We start from the raw sequence: 19514 nt of genomic DNA, 5'->3' as shown, positions 1-19514 counted from the left end.
ATAATCCAGCTCAGTAGATAAGTGTACCAAACACTATAGTAGGGGATAGGCCGCAAAGGTCTCACGTTTTTCGAGCCAAGGCTGACTGAGTCCAGACTGCAATTCAGCTAACCGTATCGGTTTATTGATGGCGTAACCTTGGGCATAGTCGACGCCTAAAGCTTGCAGTTTTCGGCCAATATCTTGGGATTCGACAAATTCGGCAACCACATCAAAGCCCATATCTTGGCCGAGTTGGCAAATCGACTTAACAATCGCCTGATCCGCACTGTCTTCGCAGATGTTCACTACAAATTGACCATCTACCTTCACAATGTCCACATTGAGGCGCTTAAGGTAGGCAAAGCTAGAAAAACCAGCCCCAAAGTCATCGAGGGCTAACTTGCAATTGAGCGGGCGCAATATATCGAGTAACTTTGTCGCTTGATCGAGCTGACTCACGGCTGCGGTTTCAGTGATTTCGATGCAAAGCTTGTCCACCAGCTCAGGTTCGGCCATTAAACGCATTTCTAGCCAGTTCATAAACTCATGGTCGCCCAAAGACGTCGCCGACAAATTCACCGACACTAGGTCCAATTGCTGCCAGATATCTAAATGGCAACCGCCCCACTTGAGTAAATTATCGATCACCCACAAGTCGACCTTAGAAGCTAAGTTGTATCGCTCGGCGGCGGGTAAGAAAATGGCGGGAGACACAATAGTGCCGTTAGCCTGCACCATGCGCAGTAAGATCTCTAAATGCAGACCTGACGCCTCACGGTTTAATGGCACTATGCTTTGAAAATAAAGCTCAAATTGATTTAACGCGAGTGCGCCAACGATATCCACAGACGCCATCATCTCGGTATAGAGACGGTTCATTTTAGGATCGCTCGCGCTGTATAAATGCCAACCATTGCGACCTTGATCCTTCGCCAAGCGACACGCAGCATCGGCCTGACTCATTACGGTATAAATGTCGGCGGCTTTTTTATCTAACTTGGCAATCCCCATACTGACACTGACATTGTGACTACGGCTTTCCCAAATAAACTCATGCTTCGCCAATTGGGTACAGATACGTTTAGCAATTTGTTTCGCCGATTCCACATTGCAGTAATGCATTAAGATACCAAATTCATCGCCTCCTAAACGGGCAACAATATCGCCCTTACGCACGAGCTGTTTTAAGCGCAATGCCACTTGGCACAGCAGCTTATCGCCTGCCTGATGGCCACTGATATTGTTGATGACTTGGAATTGGTCTAAATCGAGAAACGCCACACATATTGGCATGTCGTCGTGGGCGTGCAGCAGATTTTCTAATAGGGCTTCGAAATGTAACCGATTGGGCAATCCTGTGAGCGCATCATAATTGGCATGGAATGACAGCTCATCGGCTAGGCGATACTTTTCACTGACATCTTCGGCAATCATGACTAAGGTATCTTTATCGCCACTGATCTGGCTAAAGCTGAGTTTCAACCAAGCCAATTGATGGATAGATTTTAAGGGTAACTCACACCAAGCGTGACCGAGTACACCTTCACGTACCACATGTAAGGTATCGGTGAGCATGGCATGCTCTTCCTCACGTACCATGTCGAATAAGTCATAACCATGTTGGATTGGTAGCGTTTGCAGGGCGACTTTATTGAGCATAGTCAATTGATCATGCTTATCTAGCAAGGCACAGGCTAAGGGCAACTGATTAAAGACTTCACAATATTTATGCTCACTGGCGAGCATACTCAGGGCGATACGCGTCAGCTCCATCGCCGAGCCAATCATCACAGCGGCGTGATTAAATTCCTGAATAAACTCTTCGCTCCATTCGCAACACTCAGAGCAATTCACCGCGCCCAACGCGATACGCGTTTCGCCAAATACCACAGGTGGCAATACCAATAAACTTTTGACGTCCCAATCTCTTAATAGCGTTCGCTCGGCCTGTGCATCGGCGGGTAAGGTATTCACATCGGGCAGATTTAATAGTCTTGGGGTGCGAACGAGTGAGCGAAAGAATGGCATGCGCGCTAAGGGCCAAACTCGAGTTTGCTGGCCTTTAGCAAATTGGGGTTTTAGATACAAATTACGCGTGCGTAAACGATCCAGAGACTGGCTGCCCGTCAATACAAATACCCCATCACAATGCAGTTGCAATGTGATGGTCTCAAGTGCTCGGTCAACATTTTGCTCTAAGGTTTCTAGTGGAGACTCACTAAAAATACTCACTAAGGCCTGTTGGAGTGGATTTGCTAAACCTACTGACATGAAAAGTGACTTCCTTACCTAAAAATCCATTTAAGGTATTATCGACGTATATTGAGTATAGGCTCACAGTGAATTAAACGTCTGCTTGAGTCGTAAATTAGCCGATAAATTCAACAACTAGATTAACGCTCAAAGACGCTAACCGTCAAAGTGTTCCCTGAGATAATCCGTGTTGAGCCCCACAAAGGACGATAAACCGATGCAACAAAGGCTATTTCTCGGCTTCGCGCCTACGACTACACAAAAAGCAAGGCTGAGTGATTTACAGCAACAACTGCTTTGCCACCTTAATCCTGAGGCGAAAGCAGTGAGTGTCAACAATATGCATTTAACGCTCTGCTTTCTAGGGCAAGTGGACGACGATCAACGTATCTCCCTCCTTGATGCGCTTGACCGCTTAGCTAAGCCAAGATTCAGTGTTCAACTTAACCAGTTCGATTTATGGCCTAATGCCCAAGTCTGTTGCTTAAAAGCCGATGAAGTTGATCCGCCGTTAGCGCAATTAGCTAAGCAGACGCAAGCAATAGCAGGCCGCCTGCAATTACATAGCAGTGAACACCACTTTTGCCCGCACATTAGTTTATTTAGGAAGGCCAAACAATGGACACGAGATGAGCCGGCTTTATTGCAACTCAAGGAGATGAATACGCTAACGCCCGAACATTTGCATTTATATCATTCAAAAAGCACAAGCACGGGTGTGGAATACCACATCCTAGATTCTTGGACGCTCGGTTAGCGTGAATTAAAAACAAAAAAGCCCGAGTATTAACTCAGGCTTTCCAATTTATCATTATATGCATCAACTAAAGCGCGAATAAACCAACAGGGCTTACTTTAAGGGCTCCAATAACCAATGCCTTATTCGAGTAAGCGTAAGGTTTCGCGATACGCACGCTTTTGCTCGTAGGTTTGTAAGCGCTGCATAAACTCATCTGTCTTGGTCATTTCGGCACTCATCTTTAACGCTTCTATCGCTTTTTGCTGCGTCGAAATTGCCGCACCAAAATCGCCGACTTCGGCATAAGCCGCCGCCAGATTATCTAAATTTGTCGGATCGTTCTCATTCACTTTGAGTAACTTTAAGGATAACTCGACCGCTTTATTGCCATCGCGATACTCAGCTTCGGGGCAAGTCGCTAAAATCCACGCCACATTACCTAAGGCAACATCATCACCCACTTGGGAAAATTGCTCGACCGCTTTACCACAATTACGTTGCACACCATCGCCGCCAGAAGCATAAATAAAACCTAAACGGAATTGTGCCCAACGACTTCCCTGCTCACTCAAGGCTCGATACCAATGCTCGGCCACGGATAAGTCACGCTTGATCAATTGGCCTTCAAAAGATAGGTCGGCTAAGGTTTGCTGGGCTTTTTCATGTTGCTGCTCGGCGGCAAGTGAAATCCAGTGCAAACCAGAGGGCACTTCTTGCGCCACAAAACGGCCAGAAAGGTACATTAATCCCAGCAAAAATTGGGCATCGGCGTCGCCTTGCTCTGCCGTCACCTGTATATGCACAAACTTACTGGCCGCGAGTTCGGCAGCAGGCTGCGGGATAGAAAATGCGTGCGTCGCAGAGCTCAGCCCGATTGTTAAGCTTAAACCTGCACCTAAAACCCATAATCTGTATTTCACTTGCTTACCTCTCTTGAAAGCGACTGCCCACAAAGTTAGCCAGAATTAACCCCATAAGTCGAGCCTAAATACACACAAACCTCAGGATAATGGGGGAAGTTGAAGCAAATAAGCGCCGAATTTAAAAAGTGAAACATCTTATACTGTAATTTAGGGGCCTGTTTTATCCATAATCTATAATAAAACGGCTTAATTAGACTGGTAAGATGTGATTAACTCGACAGAGTTAAGTGAATCCAGCGAGTTTCACGCCGATTTAGTTGACTTAAATCACTAAAGTAGCAAAATAAGCTCTAATTTTAGATGGTTAATTGCATTTATTCACTTATTCTAAAGTAAGACTTCCATCAAGTTTTTGTTAGTTTAATTGACGTAAAATGCTTATTTAGAATACTCTTACTTTCGTTTTAATCAATCGAGGAACACCAACATGGCTCTGATTGGTAAGCCAAAACCTGATCCAACTTTGGAATGGTTTTTATCACACTGTCACATTCATAAGTACCCTGCAAAGAGCACTCTTATTCATGCTGGTGAAGATTCAGATACTCTTTATTACATAGTAAAAGGTTCTGTAGCGGTATTGATTAAAGATGAAGAAGGTAAGGAGATGATCCTTTCTTATCTGAATCAAGGTGACTTTATCGGTGAACTAGGTTTGTTTGAAGAACAAGCCGAACGTACTGCATGGGTTCGTGCTAAGCAAGCTTGTGAAATCGCTGAGATTTCATACAAGAAATTCAGACAGTTAATTCAAGTTAACCCTGAAATTCTGATGAAGCTGTCTGCGCAAATGGCCTATCGCCTACAAAGCACCAGCCAGAAAGTGGGTAACCTCGCATTCTTAGACGTGGCTGGCCGCATTGCCCAAACGCTGTTACATCTGGCGAAACAGCCTGATGCTATGACGCATCCTGATGGCATGCAGATTAAGATCACACGTCAAGAGATAGGCCAAATCGTTGGCTGTTCACGGGAAACTGTGGGTCGTATCTTGAAGATGTTAGAAGAACAGAATTTGATCCAAGCTCATGGTAAGACCATCGTGGTATACGGTACCCGTTAAGTTAGTCTTCAGCTTGATTTAAGCCTGCCTTATTAAAGTGGCCTAGAATAAATTCTAGGCCATTTTTTATTGGAGAGCTCAAATGAAACGGCTGTTTTTAATCTGTTTTTTCAGCCTGTTCACGCTGGTGCATCCAATGCAATTGAATGCCGAACCTATTGAATTAGAACACTATCAAGCCAAGGCACTCGTCAACTCTGGGCAAATACTGTCCTTAAACGGTACACTCGCCGTAGTAAATCAGTTTTGCCAAGGTGAACTAATTGATGCTCATCTCTATCAAGAAGATCATAAATGGCGCTATGATTTGCAAATCAAAGTTCAGCGTGGCCAAATCGTCAATCTCAGTATTGATGCAACCAATGGTCAAGCCGATCACTCAATAGCATTACCGAGCGAATGTCGAAAACATGAAACTGTTACTCGTTGAAGATAACCCTATGCTAGTCACCGAGCTGGAGAAACAACTCAAACTCGCTGGCTATGTGACCGATATTACAGACAAAGCGCTTGAAGCCGATTATCTGATCAAAGAAACCCAATACGATTGTGTGATCTTAGATATAGGCTTGCCCGACGGCAACGGCCTCGAACTGCTCGAAGGCTGGCGTAATCAAGGGATCAGCACCCCAGTCATCATGCTGACCGCTCGTAGTCAATGGCATGAAAAAGTCGAAGGCTTTAATGCTGGCGCCGACGATTACTTAGGCAAGCCTTTCCACGCACAGGAATTATTGGCGCGTATTCAAGCCCTTATCCACCGTGCCCATGGTCGCTTGAACACTTCTAGCAAGCAATTGAGCTATGGCGGCGTGATCTTAGACGAAGCCGAGCAAACGGTGAAAGTGGCAGACCAATTGTTTGAACTTACGGCGATGGAATTCAGATTATTGAAGATCTTCCTGATGTCGCCTAAGAAGCTGTTATCTAAGACACAGCTCACCGATAAGCTGTATCAGTTTGACGATGAAAAAGAGAGTAATGTGGTCGAAGTTTATGTGACCCACTTACGTAAGAAATTAGGCAAAACCGCTATCGAAACCCGTCGCGGCCAAGGTTATATCTTCCACGGCATTATTGAATGATCTCGATCCGCACTAAGCTCAGTTTATGGTTAACGGGCTTACTGGTAATAGGCACAGTCATTGGGCTCATCTTGTTTGAGTCCATGCTGCGTCAGGCCTTCCATGACTCTATTATCAATCGCTTAGAAGAAGATCTCGAACATATTATGTTGGCAACCCATATCCACGATGGGGACATCAGCATAGATCAAAGCCAGCTTTCCAGTTTCTACAAGCCCGCCTATTCAGGCCGCTATTTCCAGCTTAACCTGCCCAATGAAGTCATTCGCTCGCGCTCCCTGTGGGATATGCAGTTAGATATCGAGCCACTCGCGCCAAATAAAACCCGTGTCTGGCAAGCTAAAGGGCCAAAAAATAACGATATGCAGCTGTTATCACTGGGATTAAATTCCAGTAGCGCCAATGTCAGTGCCACCTTAACCGTTGCCCAAGATTTGAGTATCGGCAGACGCGTGTTTAGCGAAGTCTATGGCACTAAGCTTGGGATCAATCTGGCGATGTTGGTTGCTATGATCGCGGGGATCTTCCTGATCCTGCGCCAATCCTTTAAGCCAGTTAAGCATATTCAGCACGCGCTTTCGCGGCTAAGAGAAGGCGAGATTAACGCGCTGGAGCTGAATAATATTCCCCCCGAAGTGCAGCCACTAGCGAAGACTTACAACGAGTTACTCGAGTACACCGCCAAGCAAATTGAGCGTAGCCGCAATAACTTAGGTAACTTAAGCCATGGGCTTAAAACCCCGCTGGCCGTGATGCAGCAACAGGTCGAAGCCCTTGGTCTTAAAGATCCTGAAACCGCCATTGCCTTGCAGCAACAGCTGGATTCTATCCACAAGATGGTCGAGCGCAAACTGGCGGCGGCAAGGATCACAGGCGATATGCTTCCTGCGGCGCAATTGGTTATCCCAAGGGATTTACACAGCCTAGCCAACACCTTAAACAAGGTTCACCGCAATAAAACCATCGAATGTGCTTTCGAACTCGACCCTAATATTCTCAGGCTGCCGATCCACAGGGAAGATGGCATGGAGCTCCTAGGCAATCTGCTGGACAACGCCTTTAAATGGGCCCAGAGCCGAGTCAGCATTCAGTTATCACGCCAACAGGAGCGTCTCTGCCTTTGTATCGATGATGATGGTCCAGGGGTTGCCGATGATGAACTCGATAAACTCACTCAAAGAGGCACTCGATTAGATGAGTCTGTAATGGGGCACGGCTTAGGCTTGTCGATAGTGAAGGAAATTGCCGAACAGTATGAGATTGAGCTTAAGTTTAGCCACAGCACTCGCTTAGGTGGACTGAGAATCGAACTGACCTTCAGTTAGTCTCGCTTAACATGCTCAGCGTTAAATGCTCTCTTTAAAATACTCATAAAAAAAACGCCATCGAATTGATGGCGTTTTTTATCCTTAATGTCTGATGACGTTAGGCTTTATTCACGTTAAGCCTTATTCACGTTCGTACTTTCAAAAATCTTGTCGGCAGACGCAGCCACAAAGCCAGTATACAGCTCACCATTGGCCATAGGATAACGCAGCGCAAACTCATAGAAACAACTTGGAATTTCCACTGTCGCATCGGTGAATTCAAGGCCAATCTTATCGGCCATAGTCGACGATTGCTCTAATAACACTTCTGGCGAACCTTTGATCTCGCCACCTGAACCATTGAGTACAAAGCCCGCTTGCTTCAGTGCATCATTCACTGACTCTAAGGTTTCAAAACCGTCGAGGTGATTGATAGACACAGTGAAATGGTTAGCGCGATAGCCAAAAGCCGCTACCCAAGCCGCATATTCGCTCTCAGTTAATAAATCCTGATAGGTTTTAGAATCTAAAGACCAATGGCGACCCGAGTAAATAAAGTTGTCCGCCGTTGTCGCCGCTACATCCACTTGGGCGATTAAGCCTTGAATGGTCTCTTGTAGCGCAGGGCTAAATTCTTCAACTAACAGCTCAGAGATAAACACTTTAGGCTGAGTCGAATCTGGGTGTTCAAAATGCTTAGCGATCAGTTTTTTCTGTTCAAACTTATAATCACCGCAAGCGACATAACCAAGTGAAGTGAAATGCTTAGCGAGCACATCCAAATTCACCTTAGCGATGTTGAAAGTACGCAAGGCAATATGATCGTTGATGATTGGCTTACCATGGCCCAGCAGCGCGTGCACTTTTGCCGCAGAAGGGGTCATTTGAATATAGTCTTGCCACAGGGCGGCAAATAACGCGTTGATGTCGGTATGCATAAAAACTCCTTTTATTGTGCTGCGGTTATTGCTGTTATTTTGCCGCGAACACTAAATGTAACGACCTAGATGCCACTGTTGCAGCGTCACACATACCCACAGTAGAAGCTCAAGTTACGTTACTGCTTGTTATTAGAAAGGAAGAACATTCGTCCTTCCTCCTCTTTACCACGTACTCTTTACCAGATAAAAGTTAAATCTCTACCCGCTTACAAGCTCAAACCTGGGCTTAATGTCACAGGTAAGCTCACTGCATCGGCCTCGACCGAAGCGACGGGATAAGCACAGTAATCGGCGGCATAGAAAGCGCTCGCTCTGTGATTACCCGATGCACCTACGCCACCAAAAGGTGCCGCGCCCGATGCGCCAGTGATTTGTTTGTTCCAGTTAACAATCCCAGCACGAATGCGCGCGAGGAAATAGTCATAATCTTCACGGCTATCGGCCAGTAAACCCGCTGACAAACCATAACGCGTTTGGTTAGCCAGTTTAATCGCTTGATCGAAATCGCTATAACGCACCAGCTGTAGCAGAGGTCCGAAGTATTCTTCATCCGGCAAAACATCGATAGCCGTCACATCGATAAGGCCAGGAGAGACTAAGCCCGTACCCGCTTCTAGATGGGTTAACTCGACTAACGACACGCCGCCCAAGTTCTGCAGATTTGTCTGCGCCGCAACCATACCTTTGGCGGCAGTTTCAGAAATCATTGAGCCCATAAAAGGTTGTGGCTGCGCGTTCCAAGGGCCAACTTTAATCTGTTTGACCGCAGCGGCTAACATGGCAATCAAGGCATCGCCCTGCTCGCCTTGCTCTACATATAGACGGCGCGCACAAGTACAACGTTGGCCAGATGAGATATAAGCCGACTGCAAAATATCGTGCACGGCAGCTTTGATATCCTGCACACCTTTAATGATCAGTGGGTTATTGCCACCCATCTCAAGTGCTAAAATCTTGCCCGGATGACCGGCATATTGTTGATGTAAAAAATGACCCGTGCGTGAGCTGCCAGTAAAGAACAGACCATCGAGCTGCGGGTGAGAAGCCAATGCTTTACCCGTATCCACTTCACCTTGGACTAAGTTAAGCACGCCAGCAGGCAGACCCGCTTTATCCCATAGGCTAACCATCAGCTCAGCAACTTTAGGCGTCAATTCAGAAGGTTTAAAAATCACAGTATTCCCCGCCAACAGCGCAGGGACTATGTGGCCGTTCGGCAAATGACCTGGGAAATTGTAAGGACCGAAAACCGCCACAACACCGTGGGGCTTATGGCGGATAACCGCGCGTCCCGCTGGCGTATCGTTGGCTTCTGTGCCCGTACGTTTATTGTAAGCCGCGGCTGATAGCGCAATTTTGCCTATCATGGCGCCGACTTCGGTCGCCGTTTCCCACTGAGGTTTACCGGTTTCTTGGGCAATCGTTTCAGCCAGTTCCGCTTTGTTGGCTTCAAGTTGGCTGCTATACGCTTCGACTATGGCTAAACGCGCATCGAAACCTAACATAAACCAATCAAACTGCGCGGCGCGCGCGGCATCAACGGCGGCGTTAACTTGTTCTGCTGTAGCCGTTTTGCCTGTCCAAATAGTTTGAGCATTGGCTGGGTTAATTGAGGCCACGTCATGACCTTTGCCAGCATGCCACTGACCTTGAATATAATGTGTCATTTGCTATTCCTACATTGCCAAAATACGGATTTGATCGCCTTTTGCGAGTAACAAACCCGCTGCCAGCTCAGGGCTGATAATGATGTGTTCGGATTTGTCGTCCACAGCCAGTGCGGCAGACGTCGCTCGATAATTGGCTAATTGAGTATTTGAGATAATAAATTGAGTGTCGGCTTCGGCCATCTCACCAATATCGACGGTCAACAGACGGCTTTCTCGCACGCCGCGAATGTCCGATAAACGACACTCAACCGTTGGACCACCATCAAAAATATCCACGTAACCGCGGCATCTAAAACCTTCGGCCTGCAGCAGACTTAATGCGGGACGGGTATTGGTATGCACTTCGCCAATCACTTTCTGCGCTTCTTCCGGCAATAGACAAACATATACCGGATTTCGTGGCATCATTTCGGCCATGAATGCCTTTTTACCCAAACCAGAAAGATAATCCGCCTGAATAAAATCAATGCCTAAAAAGTGTTTTTGCAGCCAGCCGTAGAAAGGTGAATGACCATCGGCATCGCTCACACCGCGCATTTCGGCAATCACAGTTTCGCCAAAACGCTTTGCATGTTGCGCTAAAAACAGAAAGCGACTGCGGGATAACATGCGGCCATTGTTGCCCTTGCGATACGCTTCACGCAAAAACAGGGTGCACATTTCGGCGGCGCCCGTGTAATCATGGCAAAGGGTGAGGGTTTCGACCTCGTTACGCACGTCAATTTGTTCGGAATGATAGACTTCGGTACCGAGTCGATAATGGTAGAAAGCATCTTCCATTCCCACGGCTGCTTCGATAGCGCACGTCCCCACCACTTCACGGGTATCGGTATCTTCCAGCACCATCAAATAACCTTCATCGAAGGGCGCATCGACAGTTTTGACGAATGAGGCTTCTGCTCGCGCAATTTTATGTCTGAGCAAATCGGCATTCACGGGTAATGACGTAAAACCATGACCAGACTCTTCGGCAATTTGATATAAGGCTTCAAAATCGCCAGCCTGAATAGGACGTATGATTAACATCTTAGTGTCTCCTCACTTTGGCTTGCCGTGCATCAAGGCGCCTCTCTTCAAAAAGACAGGTAATGATGCACGTAAGTATTCCCTGACAAAAAAGGAGTGCGAATAAATTCAGCACTCCTTTGGTCATTTAGGCGGCAGCAATGCTCGCCACAGCACGTTCAAAACGAGCTAGACCTTCAGCAATATCTGCCTCAGGGATCACCAGAGAAGGAGCAAAACGTACCACGTTAGCACCCGCCATCAGGCTCATTAAGCCTTCAGCGACAGAGGCCACCAAGAAGTCGCGTGAACGGCCTTGGTATTGTTCATTAAGAACTGCCCCTAACAGCAAACCTTTACCGCGTACTTCTGAAAATACATGATATTTTTCATTAATTTTGTTCAAACCATCGCGCAATAACTGCTCGCGATGTTTAACGCCGTCCAACACTTCAGGCGTGTTCACTACGTCTAACACAGCATTACCAATAGCGCAGGCTAATGGGTTACCACCGTAGGTAGAACCGTGAGTGCCCACTTTTAGATGTTCAGCAATCTCAGCGGTTGTCAGCATAGCTGCGATAGGGAAACCACCACCGAGTGCTTTAGCTGTGGTTAAAATGTCAGGTACGATTTCAGTCCCCATGTAAGCGTACAGTTCGCCAGTACGACCCACACCCGTTTGCACTTCATCAAAAATCACTAGCGCATTGTGCTTGTTAGCCAGTTCACGCACGGCTTTCAGGAATGCAGGATCGGCATCAATAATACCGCCCTCGCCCTGCAGCGGCTCAAGCATGATGGCGCAGGTTTTGTCCGTTACTGCGGCTTCTAATGCGGCAACATCGTTAAATGGCAGGTGAGTAATGCTCTGCGGCTTAGGACCAAAACCATCGGAATAGGCAGCTTGTCCACCGACGCTCACGGTGAAGAAGGTACGGCCGTGGAAGGCTTTATCAAATGCTATGATTTCGTCTTTTTCAACGCCGTGTTTTTCTAAGGCGTAACGACGGGCAAGTTTCAATGCGGCTTCGTTGGCTTCGGCACCAGAGTTGGCAAAATACACTTTGTCGGCAAACGTGCTGTTGACTAATTTAGTCGCTAATTCTAAGGCAGGCTCGTTCGTCATTACGTTTGACAGATGCCATAATTTTTCGCCTTGTGTTTTAAGGGCATTCACAAGAGCAGGATGACAGTGACCTAAGCAATTTACCGCAATACCGCCAGCAAAATCGATAAACTCGTTACCCTCTTGGTCCCAAACTCGGCTTCCTTCGCCACGAACAGGGATCACAGCAGCAGGCGCATAATTAGGCACCATAACTGCGTCAAACTGGGCACGGTCTAACTTCATATCAATGCTCATTCTTCTTCGTCCTTTGTGTTTGTTTAACGGCATCGGGGCCGTCAGAGTCCCATAGGTATCTTTATCTAGAGTTAGTGATACTGGGATTGCTTGTGTCTATTAATAACCATTATTAGCGAAAATGTGATCAAAATACCAGTTTTTCACAAACATCAATCCTAGCTCTTCTACCCAAAGTGCATAAAGATTGCAGTTTAAGAACTATACAAGCGTTTAAACCCGTGGCTTGCAGCATAATTAGTCAGAAAAAAAGTTATTTACCCCTCATTTTGCTAGCTATTCACTGAATGTGAATAACTACACCATTTTAACGAATCAAGTGTGAAAGCACAAAATGGCTAATTTTAGACCTCGCCTCAAGGGCTTCGGGCAATAAATCGAACAAGGGAAACACATGGGGCATGTTAGGGTAAAAACAGCCTGTTATCTCGCCGCCACAGGCTTTAACTTGGGTGACTAAGCGCTCAGAATCCTGCAATAAGAGTTCCCGCGTACCCGCAATCACTAAGATGGGCGGCAGATCAGCTAAGTTTCCCTGCAAGGGTGAAACCTTTGCTGACATAGGGTCTGCCCCAGCAAGATAGGCGCCACGTAAACGCAGCAAAGCTTCGATGGTGAAGAAGGGATCGTCAGCTGCGAGTATCAGCTCAGTATCTCCGGTTAGTGCTAAATCCAACGCGGGAGATAACAAGATACAAGCCGTCGGCAAAGGCAGGGCTAAACGCTTTAATTCCAGCAACAAGCTCAGGGCTAAATTGCCGCCAGCAGAGTCGCCCATGAGGATCACATTCTCAGCGCCCTTAAGCGTGATTAATTGCTTATAGGCTTCAAGCACATCATCAAATGGCGCAGGAAAAGGATGCTCAGGTGCGAGACGATAATCAGGAATATAGGCATCCAATTGACAACGTTGGCTGATATCTGCGATCAATCTTGCGTGGGCGTGGGGCGTTTTAAAACAAAAGCCTCCGCCACGGATATAAAACAGATTGCCAAGGCGAGTTTGCTCATTGAGAAGCACATAGTGCAGCAAGCTAGAGTGTTGCAAAGGGATGGTGGCACTGACTAACTTATTCGGCCAAGGAAGCCAACGTTTATCGAGATCAAGCAACTTTTTACGCACTTGCGCTAGGGGGACTTTGGCCTTGCCGCGACTGATGGATGGCCTAGCGACATAAGATAAAATAGTATTCAGTACAGATGCTTGCCAGCTTGGCATATCCCTTCCTCTACTTAAACGCCGCCATCCCGACGCTCAAGTCGCAGGTCGTGGACTACAGCAGATCTAACTTCCTATAATTCTGTGCTTTTAAGCGCAGCACTTCTTGCTCAGTTAACTCGTAATAATCGAACATTAAACGCTTTTCTTGGGGATCGATTTGACGCATCTCTTCGAGTAACACCACCTTAGCATAACAGTTTGCCCGCGCGACTAATGCGGCCTGCGGTGACAATTCTCGATAGCTTAAAGTCAGGTCTAACTCCTTCAATAACCCAGTCAAAGGGCTCGCTTCAAACTTAAGTAACTCTAATAGCTGCCAGTTAAGTTTATGACCATGGCTTAACACTTGTTCAAACACCGCTTTGGCCGGAAACTCAGTGGCAATCACAGCATCATACACTTCCTTATCACGGCTGCTGCTGGCCTCCCTTATCCACGCTCCCCAGGTTTGATCGAATAAGCGGGCACTCAAACTCAGCACAACCGAGGTGCCTAATTGATTGAGCAAGGCACTACTATAAACTAAGGCTGAGTCAGTATTATGAAGCTGAGCCAACGCATTGGCGGCTATGCCACTGACTATGCTGTAGCGCCATAATTTACGGGTAGTCCACAACAACTTAGCATTGGCGCTCGGCAGCCAATTGCGCAGGCAAAAATAAGGGATAATCGTTCGCAGGTTTTCGATGCCGATGTAATTCATCACCAATTTGATATCAGTGACTCGCACATCTGAGCTCTGAGGCCGGCGGGCACGAAAAGACGGGCTGTTGACCATATTGGTCAAATCGCGGCACAACCAACTTAAGTTACTGATCAGCGGTCTTAATCGCGTCGCATCAAGATTTTTTGCCAGCAGTAATTCCAGCAATAGAATTTGCGATTCATTGATCTCTGACTTAGCCAGAACCAGTTCGGGGGACGCGAGTTGATGCTCGATGGCATTATTGACCGTTTCATGCAGCTGGCTCGACACGGCTTCGAACACTTCTTTGGCTTTAATTTGTTTCATTAAACGCGCTAAAATCGCTTCGCGCTCAACATCTAACTTATTCGCATCGGCCTCTAATTCAAGGTCGAGATCATCCAAAAGAGTCGGGCTCGCTTTATGCTTTCCGAGGATCAATTGCTGATAGAGTCTGTGCTCTATCTCTATAATTTTGCCGGGTCTTACACCGCCCGCAACCGAAATCGCCACTATAAATCTTTCCTATATCGCTAATGCCCGAGTGACGTCAAAACAATCAAACTCTCAAAATCATTACAATTTCAGCACATACACTTAATCTTAGCAATAACGCAAAGTCGCAGAACACAAACATAGTGTTATATCGGATATTTCCTACTCAGTTGGCCAATAAAAAGGCCTCACATAGAGGCCTTTACAGGAAGTCGAGCTGAGTTATTTGAGTTCTTGTTCGAATAACTTATAGATGCGGCGGTATTCGTCTAACCAGCTAGAAGGCTGACGGAAACCATGGGGCTCGACAGGATAAATCGCCGTTTCAAAGGTCGGTTTTTCCAGTTCGATCAAATGCTGCACCATACGCACGCTGTCTTGGAAGAAAACGTTGTCGTCCATAACGCCACTCATAATAAGCAGTGGTTTCGTTAATCCTTGAGCATGCTCAATCGGAGAGCTGCGCTCATAGGCGATAGGATCGACATCAGGCGTATTTAAGATGTTGGAGGTATAAGGCGCATTATAATGTGCCCAGTCCGCCACAGGACGCAGTGCGGCTCCTGCTTGGAACAGATCTGGTGCAGTGAACAATGACATAAAGGTTAAGAATCCGCCGTAGGAACCACCATAAGTCCCGACACGCTCCGTATCAACATTCGTATTGGTTCCCATCCAGCTAACGCCATCCTTTAAGTCTTCCACTTCTGGATGACCCATATTGCGATAAATCGCGGTGCGCCAATCTCGGCCATAACCTTTAGAGCCACGGTAATCCATGTCCATCACCACATAACCTTGCTGAGTCAGCAGGTTGTGGAACATAAACTCGCGGAAGTAACCGCTAAAGCCATAGTCAGCATTTTGCAGATAACCAGCGCCGTGGTTGAAAATCACCGCAGGGTATTTCTCGGCGCGGGATTTATCATAGCCTTGTGGCAAATAGACGCGGGCGTACACCTTGCCGGCACCATGGCTTGAAGGTACAGCGACCACTTCTGGCGCTTGCCATGGATAGTTTTTAAAGGCATCGCTGGTGTAAGACGTCAGTTGCTTTAACTCACCGCCAATAGGTTGAACATAAAGCTCATTGGGCTGAGTACGGCGTGAAGCATTGAGTAGTAGCTGAGTGCCATCAGGACTTAGGCTGTAATCTAAGTTGCCATCCCACTGCGTTAATTGCTCATTTTTGCCTGTGGCTAAGTTCACCCGGTGAACGTTATAAATGCCAGGGTGAGTTTGGTTAGCTTTGTAGTAGATGTAATTTGCGTCCGGTGACAGCTGGATGTCGCTCACCACAAACTTGCCTTGGGTTAAGGCGCGCGGCTTTTCACCGAGTCCTTTCACATAGAGCTGCGAATAACCTGATTCTTCCGACAAATAGTACAGAGAATCCGTCCCCGGCAACCAACCGAATTGGTTGTAGTCGTAATTCACCCAAGCGTCGTCATGCAAACGATGTTCGGTGGTGAATTTACCTTTAGCTAAATCGACACTGGCGATCCAGCGATCTTTGTTATCGGTGGCTTCTAGCATCAGGGCTAATTTATCTTCCGATTCATGCCACTGAATCGCGCTTTGGGTCCAGCCCCAATCCTGCATCAACTGAATCTTGCGTGGCGCTTTAGTGCTTTGGTAAGTTTCGCCTTTCGCTTTAGCATTCTCAGCTTTCACTTTGGCAAGCACATCTTCATCAAAACCAGTCAGGCCCTCGATAGTGATATCGACTTGTTTATGCTGTTTTAAATCAAGCACTACAAAGCGTTGTCCTGGTGGCGTATCTTCAGCCACACGTGCACGTACTGGCACAGGATCGATATAACCGTCGCTACCTAAGTAGTTAGGCATGATGTCGTGTTCGCTGCTGCCGGTGTAATTCTTATCGGTCAGGGCGAGTAAGATATAGCGGCCATCCGGTGACAGACTAAGCTCTGACACCACTTCGCTATCGCCTAAATACCAAGTGCTGGCGGCGAGCGTCGGGTCGCTTTTTTGCAATTCATCTATGTACTGTGCTTTGGCTTTAGCATTCTCTTGCTGCAGCGCCACATACTTAATCAATCTGTGCTGTTGCTTGGCAAGGTAAGACGTTGGCTCTTTTACACCTTCTGGGGCTTTCGCCATTTTAATTTCAGCAAGTTGCTCGACTAAGCCTGAGTCTTGATGAATTTGGAAAACATTGTCGCCCTGCCAATAGGCGATATCGCCATTATTGAGATAACGCACGCCATCGATGGCACTGCGCTGACGAGTCAGTTGGCTGATTTTACCTGTGCTTAATTGCTTAACAAAAATGTTGCCCTGATACAGATAAGCCTTGTGGGACTTAGTGCGATCAAACACGCCAAACTGCTGATCTGCCGCGTGTAATTTATCAAGCGCTAGCTCGACGGCGCGACTGTCATTGATGCCTTGCTGATAATAACTGCGCAGAGGTGAAGCACTCGCTTGGCGGGCAAACAGCACGCTTTGGCTATCGTCGCTCCAGTAAGCCTCCTTAGCGAAAACCCCCATCCAATCGGGATTTGCCATAATTTGATTAAGCGTAAGCGCCTGTGAAACCTGTGGCGGTTGGGCTAAGGGAACTTGGAATGCTTGCGGGGATGATGCAGGAGCTGCTGTTTCAGTCGATGTCGCTGCGCAACCTGCCAATACGGCAACCGCTAACGCACTTAAACCCAAATTTCGCATTACGCTTCTCATTTGTCCTTCCTTTTATTGTTATCGCAATGGCTACATGACCCAGTCTAATTGATCTGCTGGTTTTGCCTATTCGCGTAGTTTTGCCGAAGTTATAGCATAGTTAATCGCTAAACTTGCTTAAAAAAAGGATAAATCTTGTAACAGAAATTGATAGTACGAATATAGTGCGGGGAGTTTTTAGGACGAGGAGTTTTTAGGGCGAGGAAATTATACAGGCACAGCAGGTTGCGCTAAAAAATTGGCTAATAGTTCGAGACCTTGCTCGGTGAGAATTGATTCGGGATGAAATTGCACCCCATACAGCGGTAAGTCTTGATGGCTCATGGCCATGATTTCTCGGCCGTGAATTGCATCGTCAAACCAAGCATCGAGTACAAAACCTTCAGGCACAGCATCAACCAGTAACGAGTGATAACGTGTGACGGTTAAGGGCTGATTTAATCCCTCAAATAACCGCTGGCCAGTGTGCGCAATGGCGCTGACCTTGCCGTGCATTACCCGCTCGGCACGCACCACATTGGCACCAAAAACCTGCGCCATCGCCTGATGCCCTAAACACACACCTAGGATCGGCATGCGCGTGGCAAAATGTTTAATCGCCGCAAGGGAAATCCCCGCCTCATTGGGAGTGCAAGGGCCGGGCGAAATCACCAGATGAGTAGGCGCAAGTGCCTCGATTTCGGCGATGCTAATTTCGTCATTACGTTTGACCACTATCTCTTGCCCTAGCTGCTGAAAATACTGCACTAAGTTAAAGGTAAAAGAGTCGTAATTATCGATCATTAGCAACATACAAGATCCATTGGCCTAAATGGGTAAAGGTAACGCATATCCGACGGATGAATGCGGGCGCAAATGCTACCACACCTTATCCTCAAGGTTTAGCCAATTACGGCGATAAAATACAGCGACAAAAAAGCCAGTCATAGGACTGGCTTAGTTTTAAAACAACTTGGGCATTTCACCACAGCTCTTTAGCGGTCGTTATTTTACGACGGTTAAATGGCTGCGACGCTTAGGTGGTTCATCAGTCGGCTCAGGTGCTTTATCGTTTGTTTCAACAACCGATAAAGATGAATCGACTTCATCATCCACCAGGTAAGCATCTTCAATATCGAAGACAGTGCCAGCACCGTTTTCACGGGCATAAATAGCGACAATCGACGCCATTGGCAACATCACCTGCTGGGGAACACCACCGAAACGCGCATTGAACTCCACAAACTCATTGCTAATTTGCAAATTGCCCACTGCGCCAGCAGCGATATTCAGCACTATCTGGCCATCCTTCACGTATTGCTGCGGTACTTGAGTGCCTTCAACAAAGGCATCCACCACAACGTGAGGAGTCAATTGGTTGTCCATCAACCAATCATAGTAAGCCCTTAGTAAATAAGGACGATTTGGAGTCAAAGGTTTCATTACATACCCATGCGCATTTCGCGTTCAGCTTCAGTTAGAGAAGCTTTAAACGATTCACGCTCAAAAATACGTGTCATGTACGCTTTGATATCTTTAGCTACACGGCTATCTAGCTCAATACCTAATACAGGTAAGCGCCACAACAATGGGCCAAGGTAGCAATCCGCTAGACCAAATTCTTCGCTCATGAAGTAAGGCACTTCACCGAAGATTGGCGCAATTGCGATCAGGCTTTCAGTCAACTCTTTACGAGCCGCTTCAACACGATCACCTTTACGGATACGGTCAACAAGCGAATACCAGTCAGTATCGATGCGATGCATCATCAAACGGCTTTGGCCGCGAGACACTGGATAAACTGGCATCAAAGGCGGATGAGGAAAACGCTCATCCAAATATTCCATGATAATGCGTGATTCGTATAAAACGAGTTCACGGTCTACCAAAGTTGGCACTGAGTTATATGGATTTACTTCGAGCAAATCCTCAGGCATTTCGTTAGGGTCGACCTGTAAAACATCAACAGTAACCCCTTTCTCAGCTAACACGATACGTACTTGATGGCTATACAGATCATCAGCACCTGAAAACAGTGTCATGATAGAGCGTTTGTTGGCAGCAACAGCCATTGATACCCTCCAGAATCGAAATAA

The 19514-nt window shown here is 46.9% G+C and carries 17 protein-coding genes; 5 read left to right on the top strand and 12 right to left on the bottom strand.

Annotation, left to right across the window (positions count from 1 at the left end; genetic code table 11):
• Window positions 1-33: 33 nt before the first annotated feature.
• On the bottom strand, window positions 34-2253 hold the full coding sequence (locus Q4Q54_RS13455; protein ID WP_311905656.1) for an EAL domain-containing protein: 2220 nt from the start codon (window positions 2251-2253) through the stop codon (window positions 34-36).
• A 199-nt stretch (window positions 2254-2452) separates the two neighbouring features.
• Here Q4Q54_RS13455 and thpR point away from each other — a divergent pair, with 199 nt between their 5' ends.
• A complete protein-coding gene (gene thpR, locus Q4Q54_RS13450; RefSeq protein WP_311905655.1) occupies window positions 2453-2992 on the top strand; it encodes an RNA 2',3'-cyclic phosphodiesterase in 540 nt (179 codons plus the stop codon).
• A 122-nt stretch (window positions 2993-3114) separates the two neighbouring features.
• On the opposite strand, the gene Q4Q54_RS13445 is transcribed toward thpR, so the two are convergent.
• On the bottom strand, window positions 3115-3894 hold the full coding sequence (locus Q4Q54_RS13445) for a tetratricopeptide repeat protein (RefSeq protein ID WP_311905654.1): 780 nt from the start codon (window positions 3892-3894) through the stop codon (window positions 3115-3117).
• Window positions 3895-4324: 430 nt separating this feature from the next.
• On the opposite strand from Q4Q54_RS13445, the gene crp reads away from it, so the two are divergent.
• From crp to Q4Q54_RS13425, 4 genes are all read left to right on the top strand, one after another.
• The gene (gene crp, locus Q4Q54_RS13440; protein WP_006080082.1) at window positions 4325-4960 is read left to right on the top strand and encodes a cAMP-activated global transcriptional regulator CRP; all 636 of its coding nucleotides are present in this window, start codon (window positions 4325-4327) and stop codon (window positions 4958-4960) included.
• 82 nt (window positions 4961-5042) lie between these two features.
• Entirely contained in the window at window positions 5043-5390 is a 348-nt protein-coding gene (locus Q4Q54_RS13435) for a PepSY domain-containing protein (RefSeq protein WP_259565614.1), read from the top strand.
• Window positions 5371-6045 (top strand): response regulator transcription factor, encoded by a 675-nt coding sequence (locus tag Q4Q54_RS13430; RefSeq protein ID WP_006080080.1) that lies wholly within the window; start codon window positions 5371-5373, stop codon window positions 6043-6045. Before Q4Q54_RS13435 ends, Q4Q54_RS13430 begins: the two co-directional genes overlap by 20 nt.
• Window positions 6042-7370, top strand: coding sequence for an ATP-binding protein (locus Q4Q54_RS13425; protein ID WP_006080079.1), 1329 nt, complete (start codon window positions 6042-6044; stop codon window positions 7368-7370). Before Q4Q54_RS13430 ends, Q4Q54_RS13425 begins: the two co-directional genes overlap by 4 nt.
• Before the next feature lie 116 nt (window positions 7371-7486).
• On the opposite strand, the gene Q4Q54_RS13420 is transcribed toward Q4Q54_RS13425, so the two are convergent.
• The 10 genes from Q4Q54_RS13420 to sspA all read right to left on the bottom strand — a co-directional run bounded on the left by Q4Q54_RS13420 (window position 7487) and on the right by sspA (window position 19490).
• The gene (locus Q4Q54_RS13420; RefSeq protein ID WP_115333847.1) at window positions 7487-8290 is read right to left on the bottom strand and encodes a DUF1338 domain-containing protein; all 804 of its coding nucleotides are present in this window, start codon (window positions 8288-8290) and stop codon (window positions 7487-7489) included.
• 209 nt (window positions 8291-8499) lie between these two features.
• The gene (gene astD / locus Q4Q54_RS13415) at window positions 8500-9960 is read right to left on the bottom strand and encodes a succinylglutamate-semialdehyde dehydrogenase (RefSeq protein ID WP_311988690.1); all 1461 of its coding nucleotides are present in this window, start codon (window positions 9958-9960) and stop codon (window positions 8500-8502) included.
• 9 nt (window positions 9961-9969) lie between these two features.
• A complete protein-coding gene (astA, locus tag Q4Q54_RS13410) occupies window positions 9970-10989 on the bottom strand; it encodes an arginine N-succinyltransferase (RefSeq protein ID WP_311988689.1) in 1020 nt (339 codons plus the stop codon).
• 127 nt (window positions 10990-11116) lie between these two features.
• Window positions 11117-12334 carry an aspartate aminotransferase family protein gene (locus Q4Q54_RS13405; RefSeq protein ID WP_311988688.1) on the bottom strand — a complete coding sequence of 406 codons (1218 nt, stop codon included), beginning with the start codon at window positions 12332-12334 and terminating at the stop codon, window positions 11117-11119.
• Window positions 12335-12641: 307 nt separating this feature from the next.
• Entirely contained in the window at window positions 12642-13553 is a 912-nt protein-coding gene (locus tag Q4Q54_RS13400) for an alpha/beta hydrolase (protein ID WP_311988687.1), read from the bottom strand.
• A 55-nt stretch (window positions 13554-13608) separates the two neighbouring features.
• Entirely contained in the window at window positions 13609-14754 is a 1146-nt protein-coding gene (locus Q4Q54_RS13395; protein ID WP_006080071.1) for an HDOD domain-containing protein, read from the bottom strand.
• Window positions 14755-14958: 204 nt separating this feature from the next.
• Window positions 14959-17439 carry a prolyl oligopeptidase family serine peptidase gene (locus Q4Q54_RS13390; RefSeq protein WP_311988686.1) on the bottom strand — a complete coding sequence of 827 codons (2481 nt, stop codon included), beginning with the start codon at window positions 17437-17439 and terminating at the stop codon, window positions 14959-14961.
• A gap of 207 nt (window positions 17440-17646) precedes the next feature.
• A complete protein-coding gene (locus tag Q4Q54_RS13385; protein WP_311988685.1) occupies window positions 17647-18231 on the bottom strand; it encodes an aminodeoxychorismate/anthranilate synthase component II in 585 nt (194 codons plus the stop codon).
• A 192-nt stretch (window positions 18232-18423) separates the two neighbouring features.
• A complete protein-coding gene (locus Q4Q54_RS13380) occupies window positions 18424-18861 on the bottom strand; it encodes a ClpXP protease specificity-enhancing factor (protein WP_006080066.1) in 438 nt (145 codons plus the stop codon).
• The gene (gene sspA, locus Q4Q54_RS13375) at window positions 18861-19490 is read right to left on the bottom strand and encodes a stringent starvation protein SspA (protein WP_006080065.1); all 630 of its coding nucleotides are present in this window, start codon (window positions 19488-19490) and stop codon (window positions 18861-18863) included. Before sspA ends, Q4Q54_RS13380 begins: the two co-directional genes overlap by 1 nt.
• Window positions 19491-19514: the final 24 nt, after the last annotated feature.

The sequence above is a fragment of the Shewanella sp. SP2S2-4 genome (assembly GCF_031932025.1).
GTDB classification, from domain to species: Bacteria; Pseudomonadota; Gammaproteobacteria; order Enterobacterales; family Shewanellaceae; genus Shewanella; species Shewanella baltica.
Note: the sequence above shows the minus strand (reverse complement) of the source record. Positions and strands in the feature narration are given on the sequence as shown.

What these genes read in the sequence shown, in the direction of transcription:
- Q4Q54_RS13455 (WP_311905656.1), bottom strand. Translation starts at nt 2,253, where the DNA reads ATGTCAGTAGGTTTAGCAAATCCACTCCAACAGGCCTTAGTGAGTATT.
- thpR (WP_311905655.1), top strand. Translation starts at nt 2,453, where the DNA reads ATGCAACAAAGGCTATTTCTCGGCTTCGCGCCTACGACTACACAAAAA.
- crp (WP_006080082.1), top strand. Translation starts at nt 4,325, where the DNA reads ATGGCTCTGATTGGTAAGCCAAAACCTGATCCAACTTTGGAATGGTTT.
- Q4Q54_RS13435 (WP_259565614.1), top strand. Translation starts at nt 5,043, where the DNA reads ATGAAACGGCTGTTTTTAATCTGTTTTTTCAGCCTGTTCACGCTGGTG.
- Q4Q54_RS13430 (WP_006080080.1), top strand. Translation starts at nt 5,371, where the DNA reads ATGAAACTGTTACTCGTTGAAGATAACCCTATGCTAGTCACCGAGCTG.
- Q4Q54_RS13425 (WP_006080079.1), top strand. Translation starts at nt 6,042, where the DNA reads ATGATCTCGATCCGCACTAAGCTCAGTTTATGGTTAACGGGCTTACTG.
- Q4Q54_RS13420 (WP_115333847.1), bottom strand. Translation starts at nt 8,290, where the DNA reads ATGCATACCGACATCAACGCGTTATTTGCCGCCCTGTGGCAAGACTAT.
- astD (WP_311988690.1), bottom strand. Translation starts at nt 9,960, where the DNA reads ATGACACATTATATTCAAGGTCAGTGGCATGCTGGCAAAGGTCATGAC.
- astA (WP_311988689.1), bottom strand. Translation starts at nt 10,989, where the DNA reads ATGTTAATCATACGTCCTATTCAGGCTGGCGATTTTGAAGCCTTATAT.
- Q4Q54_RS13405 (WP_311988688.1), bottom strand. Translation starts at nt 12,334, where the DNA reads ATGAGCATTGATATGAAGTTAGACCGTGCCCAGTTTGACGCAGTTATG.
- Q4Q54_RS13400 (WP_311988687.1), bottom strand. Translation starts at nt 13,553, where the DNA reads ATGCCAAGCTGGCAAGCATCTGTACTGAATACTATTTTATCTTATGTC.
- Q4Q54_RS13390 (WP_311988686.1), bottom strand. Translation starts at nt 17,439, where the DNA reads ATGAGAAGCGTAATGCGAAATTTGGGTTTAAGTGCGTTAGCGGTTGCC.
- Q4Q54_RS13385 (WP_311988685.1), bottom strand. Translation starts at nt 18,231, where the DNA reads ATGTTGCTAATGATCGATAATTACGACTCTTTTACCTTTAACTTAGTG.
- Q4Q54_RS13380 (WP_006080066.1), bottom strand. Translation starts at nt 18,861, where the DNA reads ATGAAACCTTTGACTCCAAATCGTCCTTATTTACTAAGGGCTTACTAT.
- sspA (WP_006080065.1), bottom strand. Translation starts at nt 19,490, where the DNA reads ATGGCTGTTGCTGCCAACAAACGCTCTATCATGACACTGTTTTCAGGT.